The organism is Rhizobium etli 8C-3 (assembly GCF_001908375.1).
Taxonomy (GTDB): domain Bacteria; phylum Pseudomonadota; class Alphaproteobacteria; order Rhizobiales; family Rhizobiaceae; genus Rhizobium; species Rhizobium etli_B.
In genome coordinates this window covers 3,252,501-3,270,365 of sequence record NZ_CP017241.1, presented here as the reverse complement: position 1 = coordinate 3,270,365, position 17,865 = coordinate 3,252,501, and the positions used below count along the sequence as shown (strand labels likewise).

General features: G+C 61.8%; 14 protein-coding genes (1 of these 14 cut by a window edge). All 14 read right to left on the bottom strand.

Going from position 1 to position 17,865, the window contains the following annotated elements; translation table 11 throughout:
* Positions 1-129: 129 nt before the first annotated feature.
* A complete protein-coding gene (locus AM571_RS16255; RefSeq protein ID WP_074062293.1) occupies positions 130-1,917 on the bottom strand; it encodes an adenine deaminase in 1,788 nt (595 codons plus the stop codon).
* A complete protein-coding gene (locus tag AM571_RS16250) occupies positions 1,914-2,834 on the bottom strand; it encodes a nucleoside hydrolase (RefSeq protein ID WP_074062292.1) in 921 nt (306 codons plus the stop codon). Before AM571_RS16250 ends, AM571_RS16255 begins: the two co-directional genes overlap by 4 nt.
* Before the next feature lie 4 nt (positions 2,835-2,838).
* Positions 2,839-3,861 (bottom strand): ABC transporter ATP-binding protein, encoded by a 1,023-nt coding sequence (locus tag AM571_RS16245; RefSeq protein WP_074062291.1) that lies wholly within the window; start codon positions 3,859-3,861, stop codon positions 2,839-2,841.
* Entirely contained in the window at positions 3,854-4,633 is a 780-nt protein-coding gene (locus AM571_RS16240) for an ABC transporter permease (RefSeq protein WP_074062290.1), read from the bottom strand. The genes AM571_RS16245 and AM571_RS16240 overlap by 8 nt, the downstream gene beginning before the upstream one ends.
* The gene (locus AM571_RS16235; RefSeq protein ID WP_074062289.1) at positions 4,630-5,457 is read right to left on the bottom strand and encodes an ABC transporter permease; all 828 of its coding nucleotides are present in this window, start codon (positions 5,455-5,457) and stop codon (positions 4,630-4,632) included. Before AM571_RS16235 ends, AM571_RS16240 begins: the two co-directional genes overlap by 4 nt.
* Before the next feature lie 68 nt (positions 5,458-5,525).
* On the bottom strand, positions 5,526-6,548 hold the full coding sequence (locus AM571_RS16230) for a polyamine ABC transporter substrate-binding protein (RefSeq protein WP_074062288.1): 1,023 nt from the start codon (positions 6,546-6,548) through the stop codon (positions 5,526-5,528).
* 1 nt (position 6,549) lies between these two features.
* On the bottom strand, positions 6,550-7,593 hold the full coding sequence (locus AM571_RS16225; protein WP_074062287.1) for a LacI family DNA-binding transcriptional regulator: 1,044 nt from the start codon (positions 7,591-7,593) through the stop codon (positions 6,550-6,552).
* A 163-nt stretch (positions 7,594-7,756) separates the two neighbouring features.
* A complete protein-coding gene (locus tag AM571_RS16220) occupies positions 7,757-9,199 on the bottom strand; it encodes an efflux transporter outer membrane subunit (protein ID WP_074062286.1) in 1,443 nt (480 codons plus the stop codon).
* A 158-nt stretch (positions 9,200-9,357) separates the two neighbouring features.
* Positions 9,358-12,462 carry an efflux RND transporter permease subunit gene (locus AM571_RS16215; RefSeq protein ID WP_074062285.1) on the bottom strand — a complete coding sequence of 1,035 codons (3,105 nt, stop codon included), beginning with the start codon at positions 12,460-12,462 and terminating at the stop codon, positions 9,358-9,360.
* Positions 12,463-12,509: 47 nt separating this feature from the next.
* Positions 12,510-13,730 (bottom strand): efflux RND transporter periplasmic adaptor subunit, encoded by a 1,221-nt coding sequence (locus tag AM571_RS16210; RefSeq protein WP_074063295.1) that lies wholly within the window; start codon positions 13,728-13,730, stop codon positions 12,510-12,512.
* 157 nt (positions 13,731-13,887) lie between these two features.
* Positions 13,888-14,490, bottom strand: coding sequence for a TetR family transcriptional regulator (locus tag AM571_RS16205; protein WP_074062284.1), 603 nt, complete (start codon positions 14,488-14,490; stop codon positions 13,888-13,890).
* A gap of 86 nt (positions 14,491-14,576) precedes the next feature.
* Positions 14,577-15,521, bottom strand: a complete 945-nt coding sequence (locus tag AM571_RS16200; protein WP_074062283.1) for a phosphoribosylaminoimidazolesuccinocarboxamide synthase — start codon at positions 15,519-15,521, stop codon at positions 14,577-14,579.
* A gap of 74 nt (positions 15,522-15,595) precedes the next feature.
* The gene (locus AM571_RS16195; protein WP_074062282.1) at positions 15,596-17,341 is read right to left on the bottom strand and encodes an SLC13 family permease; all 1,746 of its coding nucleotides are present in this window, start codon (positions 17,339-17,341) and stop codon (positions 15,596-15,598) included.
* A gap of 101 nt (positions 17,342-17,442) precedes the next feature.
* Positions 17,443-17,865: the 3' portion of a phosphoribosyltransferase gene (locus AM571_RS16190; RefSeq protein WP_074063294.1), read on the bottom strand. The gene runs 264 nt beyond the window's last position; 423 of the gene's 687 nt are visible here — the last part of the coding sequence; its start codon lies off the right edge, out of view — the gene reads right to left on this strand; its stop codon occupies positions 17,443-17,445.

The window sequence follows — 17,865 nt, the reverse complement described above, 5'->3', positions numbered from 1 at the left end:
CGCGGCCTCCCCTCATATGCCCGTGGAAACCTTCGTTTTGAGCGAAGAAGAAAAATAGGGGCGGACCCTCCGCTCAGGGGAAGCTGGCCCGAAGTGTCGGATGGGAGGGCAGGCAAACTCCCGCGCCGGCTACAAAATCTCCAGCACCGGGCTTTCCAGCACCTTTCCCGTCAAGACATCGGCAATCCCGCGGTCGGTCTGATGCGGGCCGGTGTTGCAGGCAAGTGTCGCGCCGAAGCAGGCCTTGAAGACAAGATAGGGCGGTTGCCAGTCGACGATCTTTTCCATTGCCTTGCGAATATCGCGGAAGCCGGAGGCGGTGTCCTTAAGCGAAGTCTCGGCGACGAGGCCGGAAAGCGGCAGTGGGAGCAATGCTGCAATCTGGCCATCCCTGGCAACGGCCATGCCACCGCCGGCCGCGATGACGGCGTTTGCGGCGAGCGCCATGTCGCCTGCATTGCCGCCGAAGACTGTGAGGTTATGGCTGTCATGCGATACAGTCGTGCAGAAAGCGCCGCGCCACTTTCCCCAGCCCTTCAAGAAGCCGGTGCGCGGGCGGCCATCCGCCCTGCCGTGGCGATGGGCGACGGCAATCATGGCGCAGTCCGGCGGCGGTACGACGAAACCGTCCTTTACCTCGGCATCGGCTGTGCCCCATTGCGTAAAACGCGGCTGGTCGATCGTGGCGATGCGGACGCGATTGCCTTTCGAGGGCACCTTGAAATCGTCTTCGGCAAGCGGCGATAGCTTGACGGAATTGGTAAGCGGCGCGGGGTCGAGCGAATGGACCGGCGAGGTAAGCCTGCCGTTCTGCGCTGCCACGCGGCCATTGGCGATGACAGTGCGGGCTTTGAAGTCCTGCAGGTCCTCGAACAGGACGATATCTGCGCGCCGTCCGGCGGCGATCAGGCCGAGGTCGCTGCGCTTCAGGCGTTCGGCGGCGTTGTACGTCGCAGCGCGAAGCGCCCATTCCGGCTTCATGCCGTAGCGCACCAGCCGGCGGATGACGTCGTCAAGGCCACCATCCCTTTCGAGTTCATCCGGAAAGACGTCGTCGGTGCAAAGCGTCACAGTTGGCGGCATATGGCCAATACTGTTCAGCGTCTCGACGAATTCCTCAAGGAGGTGATCATGCGAGCCGCGGAGCTCGATCGTCATTCCGGCGGTAAGCTTGGAGAGAAGGTCGGCGCCGGAAGTCAGCTCGTGATCGGAGGTGATGCCGGCCGCCATGAAGGCGTTGAGATCGACGCCCTCCAGCCCGCGAGCGTGGCCGCAGACGAGCTTGCCCGAGGCGAGCCCAGCTTGAACGATGGCGGTCATGCGCGGATCGCCGTCGATGACCCCGCGCATGTTCATGACTTCGGCAACGCCGCCGAGCGCAGGAAGTTGCAGCATTCCGGCCATTGCCGAAGCGTCAAAGTCGGCGCCTGCTACTTCCAGGCCCGGTGCCGAAGGAACGCAAGACGGAGCGAGCAGGATCATGTGCAAAGGCAGAGCGCGGGAAGCTTCGATCGCCCAGCGCACGCCGTCAAGGCCATGCACATTAGCGAATTCGTGCGGATCCCAGAGGATCGTCGTCACGCCGCGCGGCAGGACGGCTGCGGTATATTCGGCAGGCGTCACCATCGAGCTTTCGATATGCATGTGCGTATCGATCAGGCCGGGCGTGACGAACGTCCCGCCGGCATCGATGAATTCGGTCGCCTCGGTGCGGGTGCCCGGCGCATGCACGCTGGCGATCAGCCCGCCGACGAGGCCGATATCTGCATCACGGAAGCGGCCGGTGACTACGTCGAGCAGCTTGCCGCTTGTGATAAGCGCATCGAATGGTGCAGCACCCCTTGCTGCGGCAACGGCGCGGGCACGCAGCGACGGATCATTGATGTCTGAGGGTTCTCGCCTACGCTTTACGCTCATTTGCGGGCCTCGTTGACCAGTGCTGCAAGGATAATGGTCCGCGCCGTCTCGGCATCGATATCGGCGGCAAAATGGGCGTTGAACGTGGCATGAGTGTCGCGCGTCTCGACCACCGTGCGGCCGCGGGTCAATTCGCCTGCCAGCTCGACATCGATGCGGGCGGGGTGGAACTTCACAGCATCCGGCGCCACGAAGGCCACGGCGGCGCACGGATCGTAGATCGCCATGGCGGGGCGGCCGCGGCCGGTGCCGATGCGGATGTAACCGGCAAACATGTCGGCCAGAAGTTCGGCCCTCGTGCCGCCGGCGCCGCGCACGACTTCAGCGTCTTCCGGTCTGGCGAGCACCTTGCGGCACAGGTCGAGATCGACCATGCGCAGCGGCATGCCATGGGCGATGACGATCGCCAGCGCTTCGGGATCGGCAAAGGCGTTGAATTCCGCCGAGGCGGTATGATTGCCGGCAGTAACGCCACCACCCATCCAGGTGAGTTCGCTGATGCGGGCGGCAAGATCCGGACGCGCCAGCGCCACCGCGGCGACATTCGTCAGCGGGCCAAGCGCCAGGATGCGGCGCGGACCGTCAGCCTCCAGCCAGCGGCAAAGAGCAGTGAAGGCGTCGCTTGCTGCAAGCGCTGCTGCTTGCGGCAGGGCTCTTTCGATCGTCGGGATGCCGGTTTCGCCGAGGATCGCCTGGGCAGTCTCGAGCTTGCCAAGGACTGGTTGGGCGCGGCCGCAATGAATGGGGAATGTCCATCCGAAGGTTTGCATGGCACCGGCAGCGTTTGCCTGCACCTGGGTGAGCGGCGTGTTGCCGAAGACGAGCGAGACGCCGTCTATCTCGAGTTCGGACTGATCAACCACCAAAATGGCGGCGATGTCGTCAAAACCCATATCGGTATCGATCCAAACGCCCATGATATTACCCGAACCTCTTGAGAGTTGCCGCGGCCGCAAGCGGTAGGTCGAAGGAAAGTGCAGCGCCGATGTCGTGCGCCGGCAGGCTTGCATCCACCTCGGCCTTGATCTGTCCGAGCGGTGTATCGAGCAGATATTCGCGGGTGTTTCCGGCAAAGGAGGTGCCGCGCACGGCCCCCTGGAATGGACCGGAACCAAGTGCGACCGCGCTCGGCCGCCAGGCCAGTCCTGCTGCCTGCGGAGTAAGATGGGGAAGCTCAATGGCGCCGTTCGCCGTGACGAGCTTGCCGTTCTCCAGCTTGAAGACGTTCTCGAAGCCGACGAAATCGGCAACGAAGGCGGAGACCGGCTTGTTGTAGATTTCTTCCGGCGTGCCGATCTGCTCTATGGCGCCGTTCAGCATGACCACGATACGGTCGGCAAGGGCCAAGGCCTCGGCCTGATCGTGCGTGACGAAGATCATGGTAACGCCGGTTTCCTTCTGCACGCGCTGCAGTTCTGCCCGCATTTCAAGGCGCAGCCGCGCGTCGAGGTTGGAGAGCGGCTCGTCAAGAAGCAGCACCTTCGGCTCCATGACCATGGAACGGGCGAGCGCCACACGCTGCTGCTGGCCGCCGGAAAGTTCCGCGGGCTTGCGCGAGGCGAAACTGGAGAGGCCGACCGACTTGATCCCGGCGTTGACGCGGGTATCGAGATCCTGGCCGTTGAGACCCTTGAGGCGGAGGCCGAAGGCAACGTTCTCATAGACCGTCAGGTGCGGGAAGAGCGCGTAGGACTGGAAGACGAGGCCGACGGCGCGTTTGTTGGGCGAAACGCGCGTGATGTCGGCGCCATCGAGATTGATGCGGCCGGAGGCGGGCGCCAGCAGACCCGCAATGGAGCGCATTGTCGTCGTCTTGCCGCAGCCCGAAGGGCCGAGCAGGGCAACCAGTTCGCCCTTGGCGATCGACAGGTCAAGATCCTTCACGGCGATCGTATCGCCATAGGCCAGCGTCAGCTTGTCGAGTTGAAGATAGGCATCAGACATAACGAGACAGTCCCAGGAAACGTTCGGCGAGGAAGACGATGCCGATGGAAAGGAAGGCGAGCAGCGAGGAGAGTGCGGCGATCGAGGGGTCGTAGGTGGTCTCCATGTAGCCCAGCATGTCGATTGGCAGCGTGCGCACGCCGGGGCCGGACAGGAAGAGCGAGACCGGCACCTGGTTGAAGCTGGTGACGAAGCCGAGGATGAAGGCGGCAAGAATGCCGCCACGGATATTCGGCATCACAACACGGAAGAAGGCGCCCAGGCGCGTCGAGCCGAGCAGCACGGCGGCTTCCTCGATGTCCGAACGCAAATTATTGAGGCTTGCGGAAACGACGCGCACTGCATAGGGCAGGACGAGCGCCGTGTGGGCGAAGAAGAGCGCCAGCGTGATGTTGAAGCCGAAGGGCACGACCAGGTAACGCAGCAATGCGAGGCCGACGATGATGCCCGGGACGATGATCGGCAGCGAAACGACGGTTCGCACGGTTTCACCGAAGGGCAGCCAATAGCGCGACAGAGCGTAGGCGGCCGGAATGCCGAGCACGAGAGCGGCGAGCGTTCCGAAGACTGCGAGGAACATCGACATCGAAAAGCTGTCGCGGAAGCTCTCGATGGTGAAGACCTTGATCACCCAGCGAAGCGAAAGGCCCTGCGGCGGAAAGGCGAGCGTATCCCCGGCCGAAAGCGATGCGGCGATAATGATCAGAAATGGCCCGATGAGGAATGTCAGCACGAGGAAAAGCACGATTGGTGCGAACAGGCGGGAGGTCATCGCTTGTTCCTTGCAGTTGCCAGGCGCTTCAGCAGAATGTTCGCGGCGAAGCTCATGACGATCAGCATGAAGGCGATGACGCTTGCGGAAACGAAGTTATTGGCGACCGAGACCTGCTGGTAGAGCAGCGTTTCGAGCATCAGCACCTTTGAGCCGCCGAGCACGGCGGGCGTGATATAGGCTGTCAGCGAGCCGGTGAAGACGAGCGTGCCGCCGACGACGAGGCCCTCGCGGGTCAGCGGCAGGATGACCTTCCAGAAAACCTGGAACCAGTTGGCGCCGAGTACGCGGGCCGCCGGGATCGCATCCTTCGGCATATTCTCGAGCGCGCTGATCAGGGAAAGGATCATCAAAGGCAAGAAGAGCTGCAGCAGGCCGATGAACACGGCCGTTTCAGTAAAGAGAAGGCGTAGTGGTCCATCGCTGAGGCCCATTCCGGTCACCGCCTGGTTGACGATGCCTGTGCGGCCGAGGATGACGATCCAGGCATAAGTACGGGCAACGGGCGAGATCATCAGCGGCAGGGTAACGAGGCCGATCATCCGGCCCTTGCCCTTGGGCGGCAGGTTGACGATGGCGAAAGCTGCGGCGTAGCCGATGATCGCTGAAACGGCCGTCACCTCAAGACCAAGCTTGAAGGTGCGGATGAAGACGGTGCGGTTCAGCGTGCCGGAGAAGAAGTCACCATAGGCCGAAAGCGTCCAGGCGCCTTGAAGGCGAAAGCTTTCTGAAAGCAGGATGGAGACGGGCAGCAGAAAAACGACGGCGGCAAAGACTGCTGCGGGCAGGGCGAGCGCCAGGGCTTCTGCTCGGTTCTGAAACATGATGCGCCTTTCGGGACGACCGCGGAAGGGGCGGTCCCGGCTAGCCGGAACCGGGTGTTATCGCAGCCTTACTGGCCGACCTTGTCGTTCCATTCCTTGAGCCATGCGTCGCGATTGTCGAGCGCTGCGGCGGAGGGAATGAGCTTGAGGGTTTTGGCTGTCTCCTCGCCGTAAGTCAGGTTGTTGGCGGCGGCCTCGGATACCTTCACTTCCTTGTTTGCAGGGCTATCGATCAGCTTTTCGGCGAGTTTCGTCTGGATGTCGGTCGAGAGCCAGAAATCCATGAACTGCAGCGCCAGATCCTGGTTCTTCGAGCCCTTGGTGACGACCATGACATTCATACCGCCGGTCTGGCCTTCCTTCGGGGTCGCCCAGGCGATCGGAAGGTCGAGCTTGGTGAAGCCCGCCCAGGAGAAACGCCCGATGGGAGCGGCCCAGATTTCCTCCTGCTGCATGAGCTGTACCAGCTGCGAGGATTTCTCGTAGAAGGTGACGATGTCATCCTTCTTCTCCCCGACGGCTTCGATCGGACCCTTGAGGTCGGACGTATCCGTACCGAGCGCAAGGCCGAGCATGTAGAGCGCCGGCGGCCCCTGGTTGGTGGTCACGTTCGGAAAGGCGACGTGGCCGACATATTCCGGCTTCAGGAGATCGGCCCAGGACTCGATCTTCATCTTGTCCGAGCGGTAGGCGATAGACGTGGCATAAAACGTGTAGCCGACGCTCATGCCGTCGCCGTTCGGATCCTTGGCGAGATCGTAGAGCTTTTCGAAGTTGGTAAGCTTGGACGGATCGATCCTCTCCACCAGTCCCTTGCGGGAAGCCGACAGCGCATCCGCCATCGAGACGACAGCCATATCGACGGCCGGGTTTGCCTTGTTCGCCTCCATCTTGGCGAGGCGCTCGACGCTGTTGCCCGTCTCCACGACGAGCTTGCAGCCACATTGCTTTTCGAAGGGATCATAGACCAGCGTCTTGAAGTCGTCCTGCGCAAAGGCATAGACGGAAATGGTCAGAGTCCGATCCTGCGCCATGGCGCCGAGCGGGATTAGCGCGAGCAGCGCTGCCGATGCGATGAGGGATGTCTTCATGTCAGGAGTTCTCCATCTGCAGGTGTTCTTGAACCGGGTTCGCCGGGGCGGACGATTGGCGGATGATCAGTTGCATGGGCACGCGATCTTTCTCCGCAGTCACGAGTGCGCCCTCCCGGGTGCTGCTTGTTTTTATGTTCTTGACCAAGGCCGATACGGCGATCTCGGCAATTGCGTCCATGTCCATCTTCACCGTGGTAAGCGCAGGTGTCACGACCGCAGACCAGATCAGGTCGTCAAAACCGGTGACGCTGGCTTGGGCAGGCACGTGGATGCCATCGCGCTGCAGCTCCGTGAGCACCCGCAGCGCCTGAAGGTCGGACAAGGCGGCAAAGGCGGTGAAACCCTCGCCGACCTTTCTTGCAAGGCCGAGCGGGCAGCCGCTGCCGGCCTGATGTTCAAGTTTTTCGATCCAGAGCGTTTCGGCGCTCATGCCCGGACAAAGACCCGAACGGATGCCGCCCGCACGATCGTTCTGCACGTTCGATTCTGGATTGTTGCCGATGATGAGGATCCGCTTATGGCCGAGATCGGCGAGGTGAGCGGCAATCAGTTGGCCGCCCTGCCAGTGGTCGGCTGCAACCGTGTTGCCCGGCGTCGATGCAGTGTCGATGACGGCGACTGGGCAGCTTGCTGCGGATATGCGCGTTGCGCGGCGGGGCACGATCACCAGGCCATCGACACCGCGTTCGACAAGCCGGTTGATTGCTTCGGTCTGAGCCGAGACATTGCCGCGCGAATCGGCGATCAGCACGCCGTAGCCGGCAGAGGCGGCGGCGAATTCGATCGCCTGCGCAATCTTGGGAAAGAGGGGATTTGCGATGTCGGGAAGAACAAGTCCGAGCACGCCGCTTCGGCCGGTGCGAAGCGCCCGACCCGCCTGGCTTGGAACATATCCGAGCTCGGCGGCATGTTCCCTGATCTTTCCGACGAGCTGCTCCGAGACGCGCCCCTTGCCCGAAAGCGCGTTCGAGACTGTTGCGACCGACACGCCAAGCGACGTCGCAATCCTGCTGAGGTTCGGTCCCGGGCGCAACTGAGCCATAGTTTCATGATGCGTGTGATTAATCGTTTAATCACGCGTACCTGAAGCACAGCGGCTTGTCGAATCCATTTTGCGGGATGAGGCCTCTTCCTCACACGATTTTTTCGAAAGCAACAAAAAAGCCCCGTTGCCGGGGCTTTTGTCATTCCTAGAAATGGCTCTTTCAGCTCTTTGAGGGGCCTTTTGCCACGGTGGCGGAGACAGCGTTGACCTTGCCGCCGGGGGCATAGCCGCCGCCGATTGCGACGTTGAGGGAGACGTAGTCCCTGGCCATCTGCTGCACGGACGCCGCCAGGCTTGCCTGGGCCAGCGACACCTGGCGCTGGGCGTCGAGCACGTCGAGCAGCGAGGAGGCGCCGTCCTTGTAGCTTGCCGTCGACAGTTCCAGCGATTCCTGCGTCGTCTTGACCTGGGCGCGCAGCGCTTCCACCGTCTGGGCGTCGCGGCGCACGGCCGACAGCGCGTTCTCCACCTCCTCGACGGCGTTGAGCACCGCTGCCTTCCAGGCGAGATAGGCGGTCTTGGCGTCCGACTTGGCGATGTCGACATTGGCGCGCAGGCGGCCGCCGTCGAAGATCGGCAGGCTGAGCGTCGGGCCGAAGGACCAGGTGGTCAGGCCGCCGCCGCTGCCACCGGCCGCATTGACCCAGGTGGGCGAGATCGAGCCGGACAGCGAGATCGACGGATAAAGCTGCGATTCGGCGACGCCGATATTGGCGGTCGCCGCTGCCAGATTGCGCTCGGCCACGCGGATGTCGGGACGGTTGCGGATCAGGTCGGCCGGGATGCCGGAGATGATGCCGGCACGGTAGACCGGCTGGGCGGCTCCCTTCTGCAACTCGGCCATCAGCGAGGAGGCCGGCAGGCCGAGCAGCGTGGCGATGTGATGCGCCGAGACGCGGAAATTGGTTTCCAGGCCGGGGATTTCAGCCTGCGTCGACTGCACCAGGCCCTCGGCCTGGACGACGTCGAGCCTGGAGGCGGCACCGGCTTCCAGCTGGAACTTGGTAAGATCGTAGGTCTCCCGGCGCGATTGCAGGTTGGCCTTCGACAGCGCAATGCGCTCCTGGTAGAAGCGGGCGTCGATATAGGTCGAGACGAGATCCTGCAGGAAGGCAAGCCGGGCCACGTCGGCGCTGGCATAGGCCGAATCGAGCGAGGCAAGCGCGCTTTCCTTGGAGCGCCGGTATTGGCCGAAGAGATCGAGCAGCCAGGAGACATTGGCCTCGCCGCCAGTGGTGTTGGTCGCACCCACCCGGGTGCGCTCCGAGCCCATCTGGCCCGACACCGTGTGCGAGGCGCCGACGACAAGGCTCGGCAGCGAGCCAGCCCCGGCGACCGTCACATTGGAGGACGCCGCATTGATGCGCTCCATCGCCTGCAGAACGTCGAGGTTCTGGTCGATGCCGCGCGCAACCAGGCTGTCAAGCTGCCTGTCGCGAAACGCCGACCACCAGGCCACCGTCGCTACATCACCGATATTCTTGTTGCTGCCTTCACCGAACTTCGCCGGCAGCGGCATCTCCGGAGGCGTGTGGTCCGGTCCGCTCACGCAGCCCGCCAGCAAAAGCAATAGTGCCGGTGTAGCAAAACGAAGAGATATCATTCATTTCTTCCTGTAACTCGACCAAGTCTAATTTCTTGCCAAAAGCATCATGCTTTGCCGTCGGCCGCGCTTCGTCCCAACGAGATACACCATGTCGAAGCAATCCGCGGGCAATGTATCAATGAGTCATTCATTCTGGCAGTGCATTTTTATCACACTCACGCCACAATTTTCTTGCGCCGGGAGAAGACGCGGCGGATGACCACGAAGAAGGACGGCACAAAGAAAATCCCGAGCGCCGTGGCCGCGAGCATGCCGCCGAGGACACCGATGCCGATGGCGTTCTGGGCTGCGGAGCCCGCGCCGGTGGCCACGGCAAGAGGCACGACGCCCAAAATGAAGGCAAGCGATGTCATGATGATCGGGCGCAAACGAAGCCTTGCCGCTTCCAAAGTCGCCTCAAAGAGACCCATCCCGGTCTCCAACCGGTCCTTGGCGAATTCGACGATCAGAATCGCGTTCTTCGCTGCGAGACCTATCGTCGTCAGAAGACCGACCTTGAAGTAGACGTCGTTCGCCTGTCCGAAGAGGGTCGCAGCCACAAGCGCGCCGAGCACGCCGACGGGCACCGCCATGATCACCGAGAACGGGATCGACCAGCTTTCGTAGAGCGCCGCCAGGCAAAGGAAGACGACGAGCACCGAAATTGCATAAAGCATCGGCGCCTGCGAACCCGAGAGCCGCTCCTGATAGGATATGCCCTGCCAGGCCACCGTATAACCGCCGCCGATCTGTGCAGTAAGGGCCTCCATCTCGTTCATGGCATCGCCGGAGCTGACGCCCGGTGCCGAAGCCCCGTCGAGCGGGATCGCGCTGACGGCGTTGAAGCGGGCAAGCGTCGGGGCACCCTTGACCCATTCCGTCCTGGTGAAGGCGGAGAAGGGAACCATTTCGCCGGAGGAGTTGCGGGCATACCAGTGGTCGAGATCGGTCGGCTGCATCCGGAAGGGCGCATCGCCCTGCACGTAGACTGGCTTGATCTCGCCGTTCAGCGTGAAGTCATTGACGTCGCGGCCGGTGAAGATGACAGAGAGCATCGCATTGACCGCGGAAATATCCACGCCCATGGCGCCGATCTTCTCCTGGTCGATGACGATCCGCATCTGCGGCTCGACTTCCTTGTTGTTGTTGCGAAGGGCGACCACCTTGCCGCTGGCATTGGCCATCTGGATCAGCCGCTTGGAGGCGGTGTCGAGCGCAGCCGTGCCGTGTCCGCCGGTATCGACGAGGTACATCGAAAAGCCGCTGGACACGCCGAGACCCTGGATCGCCGGCGGCAGCAATGCGAAGACCTGCGCTTCGCGGAAGGTGAAGAAGGTCTTGAGCGCCCGCGTCACGATCGCCTGCGCGTGCTGACTGGCCTCGGTACGCAGCGAAAAATCCTTGAGCTTTGTAAAGACGATCGCGCTGTTTTGGCCGGAGCCGTTGAAGCTGAAGCCAAGGGCGCCGAAGACCGAATCGACGGAATCCTTTTCGTTTTCGCGATAATACTTTTCGACCTTCTCGACGACTGCCTGGGTCTGTTGCGTCGTCGATCCGGGCGGCGTGGTGACGATCGTCAGCAGAACGCCCTGATCTTCTTGCGGCAGGAACGAGCTCGGCAGGCGCGTGAACAGATAGGCGCAACCTGCCCCGACGAGCAGGAACACCAGCATCACCCTGATCGGACGCTTCAACAGGTAGCCGATGGTGCGGACGTAGCCGTTGGTCGAGCGCGTGAAGTTGCGGTTGAACCAGTCGCCGACGCGGTGCTTCCTGTGTTCGGAGACCGGCTTGAGCATGCTGGCGCAAAGTGCCGGCGTCAGCACGATGGCGACGAGGGCCGAAAGCAGCATGGCCGAAACGATGGTGATCGAGAACTGACGGTAGATGATGCCGGTCGAACCGCCGAAAAAGGCCATCGGAATGAAGACGGCCGTCAGAACCAGTGCGATGCCGACGATGGCGCCGGTGATTTCGCCCATCGACTTCTCCGTCGCCTCAAGCGGCGACAGCTTTTCCTCCGACATGATGCGCTCGACGTTCTCGACAACGACGATAGCATCGTCGACGAGCAGGCCGATCGCGAGAACCATGGCAAACATCGTCAGCGTATTGATCGAATATCCCGTTGCCGCCAAAATGCCGAAGGTTCCAAGCAGGACCACCGGCACGGCGATGGTCGGGATCAGCGTCGCGCGCAGGTTCTGCAGGAAGACGAGCAGAACCACGAAGACGAGAACGATCGCTTCGATGAGGGTGTGGACGACCTTTTCGATCGACAGCTCGACGAAGGGCGTTGTGTCGTAAGGATAGGTAATCTCCACGCCTTCCGGCAGGCCGTGGCCGATTGTGTCGAGCGCTGAGCGAACGCGCTCCGCGGTGTCGATGGCATTGGCGCCGATCGCAAGGTTGACGGCAAAGCCGCTCGATGGCTGGCCATTGTAGCGCGACGAGCCGCCGTAGCTTTCCTGGCCAATTTCGATACGCGAGACGTCGCTGAGGCGGACCGTCGATCCGTCCTTTTCCACTTTCAGAATGATCCGCTCGAAGTCCGCGACCGTCGTCAGCTGGCTCTGCGCGGTGATCGTGACGTTCAGCTGCTGGCCCTTGACGAGTGGCTGTGCGCCGAGGGAGCCAACGGAAACCTGCGTGTTCTGGGCCTCGATGGCCGAGGTCACGTCGCTTGGCGTCAGCTGATACTTCTGCAGTTTGAAGGGATCGAGCCAGACGCGCATTGCATAACCCGAACCGAAGATATTGATGCTGCCGACGCCTTCGAGACGCTGTATCTGGTCTTCGATCTGGTTTGACAGGATGTTGCCGAGGTCGACGGAATTCCGCTTGCCATCGGTCGAAACCAGCGATCCGACCAGCAGGATACTGGAGGTCGATCGCGTGACGCTGATGCCGGCATCGATGACGTCATCGGGAAGCTGCGATTGGACGAGCTGCAGCTTGTTCTGGACCTGCACCTGCGCGATGTCCGGATCGACGCTTGTTCCAAACGTCAGCGAGATGCTGGCCGAACCGGTAGACGAGGTCGAAGTCATGTAGGTGAGGTCATCAAGACCGGTCATGCCGTCTTCGATGATCGTCGTCACCGATTTCTCGACGGTTTCAGCGCTCGCGCCGCGATAGGTGGCGTTGATGCGCACCGTGGTGGGCGCAATGTCGGGATACTGCGAGATCGACAGCGTGAAAATGCCGAGCAAGCCTGCGAGCATGATGGTAATCGCAATGACCCAGGCAAAAATCGGGCGTCGGATGAAAAACTTGGCCATCAAATGATTCCTGTGCGGCTTTGATCGACGTTGGAGCCTGGCGCGTCCTACTGCGCGGCCGGCTTCTGGGCGTTACCGGCTGCTGCCTGCTCGCCAGCCACGACCACACCGCTTTCATTGATCTTCATGGGGACGGGCGTAACCGGCATGCCGGGCGCGATCGACTGCAGGCCGCTGACGATCAGCTGATCGCCATCCTTCACGCCGTCGGTCACGAGCCAGGAATTGTTGGAGGGCGAGGCGTTTTCGAACACACGTGTCTCGACTTTGCCATCAGCGGAGATGAACTGCGCCGTCAGACGGCCGGTCGCGTCGCGGCTGGTGGCGAGTTGCGGCAGCGCATAGCCGACCTCGGCGCCAAGCTCGACGGTCGCGCGAACATACATGCCCGGCAAGATGACGAGATCCGGATTCGGAAAGAGCACGCGGATGATGAAGGTGCCGGTTGTCTCGCTGACGATCTGCTTCGACATATCCAGCTTGCCCTTCTGGGCGTACTCCTTGCCATCTTCCAGGATGAGCCGGAAGGCGACATCGGCGCCTTCCCCTCGAACCGTGCCAGATGCCAAAGCATCACGCAGCCTGAGCAGATTGGTGCTCGATTCGGTGAGCGAAACATAAATCGGGTCAAGCTGGCGGATCGTCGTCAGCGCCGCTGTCTGATTGGCGGCAACCACGTTGCCCACGTTGTAGGCCGTCTCGTCGATGACGCCGTCGAATGGCGCGACGATCTTCGTGTGGTCGAGATCGATTTGCGCGGAGGCAAGGGTGGCCTTGGCCGATTCGACCTCAGCGTGAGCCTGGAGAAGGGTGGTCTTTGCCGTTTCGAATTCGATCTGTGTCGCGCCGCTGCCGACAAGGCGCTGGTAGCGGTCGAAATTACTCTGCGCGCTCGGCACACTGGCTTCGGCCTTGGCGATTGCCGCCTTGGCCTGTTCGACGGTTGCGACATAAGGCGCATCTTCGATCTGATAAAGGAGGTCGCCCTTTTTCACCTCGCTGCCTTCTCTGAAGGCGATTTCGCGGATGATGCCGCTGACTTGCGGACGGATGTCGGCCGTCTGAAAGGCCTCGGCCCGGCCCGGAAGGATCGTCGTGACCGGGAAGGTGTCCTTCTTCAGCGTCACGACACCGACCGGGGCTGCCTGCTGAGCCGCTGCTGCGGGCACACCGGCGCCGCCGGCCTGGTTGTTGCCGCTGTCGCTGCAGGCACAGAGCAATCCGCTCAGCACCAAAGCTGAAGAAATGATGAAGCCACGCCGTTTCATGCTGAATTCCCTTGCGATTGGCATTTGCGGATCGGATCACCGGCTCCGGCGACGGAGCGCTGCATTCCAATAAGGAGCGTGATTAGCGGGATTCAAATACCCTTCGATCCGAACTTGCGAAAAGATTCACGAAGTGACGTAATTCAATGATCGTCACTTAGCAAGCGCTATTTTGCAATGCGGTATCGACAAAACAGACGATCTCCTCGGCCCTGCGCACAAGCGTATCCTTATCGTCACGAGCGATCAGCACGGGATGGAGCACCGATGCAAGAACATCGGCAACGGTATGGGCGGCGCGGCGCGGATCGGAACATTTATAATGATCTGCGCTCACCCCCTCGCGGATGATTTCCTCGAGATTCTGCTCGATTCGCTCGCGGTAGCGAATACCTGCTTCGAGCTTCGCCTGAACTGTCGTCAGCACCATTTCGAAGATGTAGGGATTGTCTTGAATGTCCTTGAGGTGGCTATCGAGAAGCCGAAGCACGAAACGCAGCAGTTGTTCTTTGGGCGGCAGGCTTCCGTCGAAAGAGCCAAAGCGCTCGGTGGCGTTGCCGAGATGCCGTTCGGCGATGGCATCGACAAGCGCCACTTTCGAATGAAAATGCTTGAAGACATTGGCCGGCGACATGCCGAGGGACGAGGCGATGTCGGCGATCGATACGGCGACGAAACCACGCTGGCGAAACAGCAACTCGGCCGTCGACAGAATGTCTTCCCGCGTCTCCTCGGCTTTGCGCCGCGGCCTTCGTGCCATTCGTTCCCCCGCCCTGCACATGCTAATGCCTCCCGACGAAAACCCGCAAGCGCCGAGGCGGCCTTCGGGCGGTTCGTTCCGGGTTTTTAAGGGAAATAGCGCGCAAGGTTGCTTCGCACACGGGCAGCCGGGGTTTCGCCGCTGTCATCGGCAACGAAAGACTGGGCGGTAATCGCCTCATAGGCCTTGATGTAGACCTTCGATGTCTCCTCGACCAGTTCGACCGGGATCTCGGGGATCTCGTCCTTGTAGGGATCGCAACGCTCGGCCACCCAGGCCCGGACGAAGTCCTTGTCGAAGCTTGCGGGGCGCGTGCCGTCTTCAAAGGCCTGCTGATAGCTGTCCGCGATCCAGTAACGGCTGCTGTCGGGCGTGTGGATTTCGTCGGCGAGAATAATATTGCCGTCCTTGTCGGTTCCGAATTCGTATTTGGTGTCGACGAGGATGAGGCCGCGTTTCGCGGCCATTTCCTGGCCGCGCGCGAAAAGCGCGAGCGCGTATCTCGAAAGCGTTGCCCACTGTTCCGCGGTCAGCAGACCGCGGCCGACGATCTCGTCAGGCGTCAGCGGCTCGTCATGGCCGCCGTCGAATTCCTTGCTGGTCGGGGTGATCACCGGCTCGGGCAGTCGCTGGTTGTCACGCATGCCGTCCGGCAGGTGCATGCCGTACATGTCGCGCTCGCCCTTCTTATAAAGAGTGAGGATGGACGTGCCCGTGGTGCCGGCGAGATAGCCGCGGACGACGACCTCGACGGGCAGAATGTCGAGCCGCTTGCCGATGACCACGTTCGGGTCCGGATAGTCAATGACATGGTTCGGGCAGATGTCCTTGGTCTCTTCGAACCAGTAGCGCGCCGTTTGCGTCAGCACCTGGCCCTTATATGGGATGCAGGTGAGAATGCGGTCGAAAGCGCTGAGGCGGTCGGTGCTGATGATGATGCGGCTGCCATCCGGAAGGTCATAATTCTCGCGCACCTTGCCGCGGTAATAGTTCGGCAGTTCGGGGAAATGGGCTTCGGAGAGAATTCGCACGGGCTCGATAGTCCTTTGTCGCTCGGTTTCACCCTGCTCTAGTTCCATTGCAGGGGAAGTCAAGCAAATGGCGTTCAAAGCCAGAGCAGGGCAACCAGAAGAACGGTCAGAAAATAGCAAGCAAACGCCAGCGGACTGCCGGCGCGCATGAAGTCTGAGACGCGATAGCTGCCGATGCTCATCGCCAGCGTGTTGTTGTGGTGGCCGAACGGCGTCAGGAAATCGAGCGATGCGCCCGCGGCAACGGCAATCAGGTAGGCGGCCGGAGGCTGGTGCGCTGCCTCTGCGAATTCCAGCGCAACAGGACTGAGCACAATGGCCACCGTGGCGTTGTTGACGAAAGGCGTGAGCGCCATGGCGATGAAGAGCAGGAGTGCGATGCCGGCAAGCGGCATGGATATCGGCACGAGCAGGCTCAGCCAGTCGGCCACCAACTGGGCCGTGCCTGTTGCGGCAACAGCCGAGCCGATCGGGATCATCGCGGCCAGCATGATGATGATCGGCCAGTTGATGTCCGCCATGGCCTGGCGGATGTTGAGATAACCCATCAGCGCAAGAGCGAAGACGACAGCCGCAAATGCGATTTCCGCGCGGGCCGGCCCGACAGCCGAAAGCGTCACTCCAGCAGCAAAGACCAGGAAGGGCTGCCACGCATTCGAGGTCGCCTCGTCTGCAGGTTGGGAGGCGAGCGGCAGGCATTCGCATTCCTCAAGCGCTTCGGCGACTGCCTGGCGCGGGCCCTCGAGCAGAAGGATATCGCCGATCGAGAGCTGCAGATCCTCAAAGCGGCCTTCGATCCGCGGCGACCGCATGGAGAGAGCGCCAACCCGAACGCTGCGGCTTTTAAAGACCTCCAACGAGCGGATTCGCGAGCCGACCAGCGTGCTCTCGGGCATGACGACGGCTTCAATGTGGGTGAAATCCGCCTGCATGCCATTCGGATGGGCTTCCGGAACGAGCGCAGCCGAGGCGGCGAGGCCGGCAAACACCGCATCGGCGCCTTCTGCAAGCAAGATATCGCCTGCCTTGATGGTCGACTGATCGAACGGACCAAAGACGAACTGGCCGTTGCGGATCAATGCGTGCGGCTGGATGTCAAAGAGGCTGGAGCAATCGAGAAGGCGACGGCCGGCGAGCGGCGAACCCTCAGGAACGCGCCGTTCCGCCACGATGCGCCGTCGGGCCGGCGCGGCTGTGGCAGGTTGGTCGTCGGTTTCCGGAAAAAGTTGCGGCACGAGAGCGGCCATCAGCAGAATTCCGGTGATGGCGACAGGAAGGCCGACATAGGCGAAATCGAAAAAACGGAAGCCGGAACCTGTTGCCTTGGCCAATGCATCGCTGACAAGCAGATTGGCCGGCGTTCCGATCAGCGAGACGAGGCCGCCGAGAAGCGCCGCGAAGGAAATCGGCATGACGAGCTGGCGCCGCGGGATATTCATGACGCTGCTGATGCGCAGCGTTGCAGGCAGCATGATCGCGAAGGCGCCGATATTGTTCATGAAGATCGAGATGAGCCCGGTGACGGCCGAAAGACTGGCGATGACCGTGAAGCCGGACAGTCCGGCGGCTGCAAAACGTTCGGCGAGGCTGTCAAAGAGCTTTGCGCGCGCGAGCACCTGGACGATCAGTAGAATTTCGACCACCGTGATGACGACCGGACTGGCGAAACCGGCAAAGACCTGATCGGCCGGATAAAGTCGGAGCACATACCCGGCAAGCAGGCCGCCGATGGCTACAACCTCGATGCGGATACGGTTCAGGCAGAACAGAACGAGCATCGCCGAGAGAAGGATCAGCAGGGATGCTTGCTCGAACGTCATGGGCGGGCTCGCGTTTCAACCGTCAGCAAAATGTAGCCATCCGACAGGACTGTATAGGGAGAGTGCGCGGTAAGATCGATCAATCCTCATGTTGTGCGAGGTCAGGCAGTGGGCGCGCGCCAGCGGCCTTGTGCCGTTCTTTCGAGTATCGGCGTCACGAAAACCCCGACGGTGCGGTCGGGCCACCGGGCGCCTTCAGCTGCGAGCTTTTCCCTCCAGCGTTCTGATTGCAGCATCGCCGCTGCGATGACGACAGGTTCGATGTCGCAGGCGGTCATCAATTGCAGGCCCGCGACGATGGAACTGCCGCTCGAGATGACATCGTCGATCAGCGCGACACGGCGTCCCCGAAGCAACGGCAGCATGCGCGGGTCTATATATAGACGCTTGTGCGGTTCCGGCGTGGTAATCGACGACAGGGCCACGGAAAGGTCGTTGCGGTACCAGAATTTCCGGGAGGTGCCCAAGGGCACGTAGCGCGTGTGTCCGAGCTTCTGGGCGACCGCCGCAGCAAGCGTCAACCC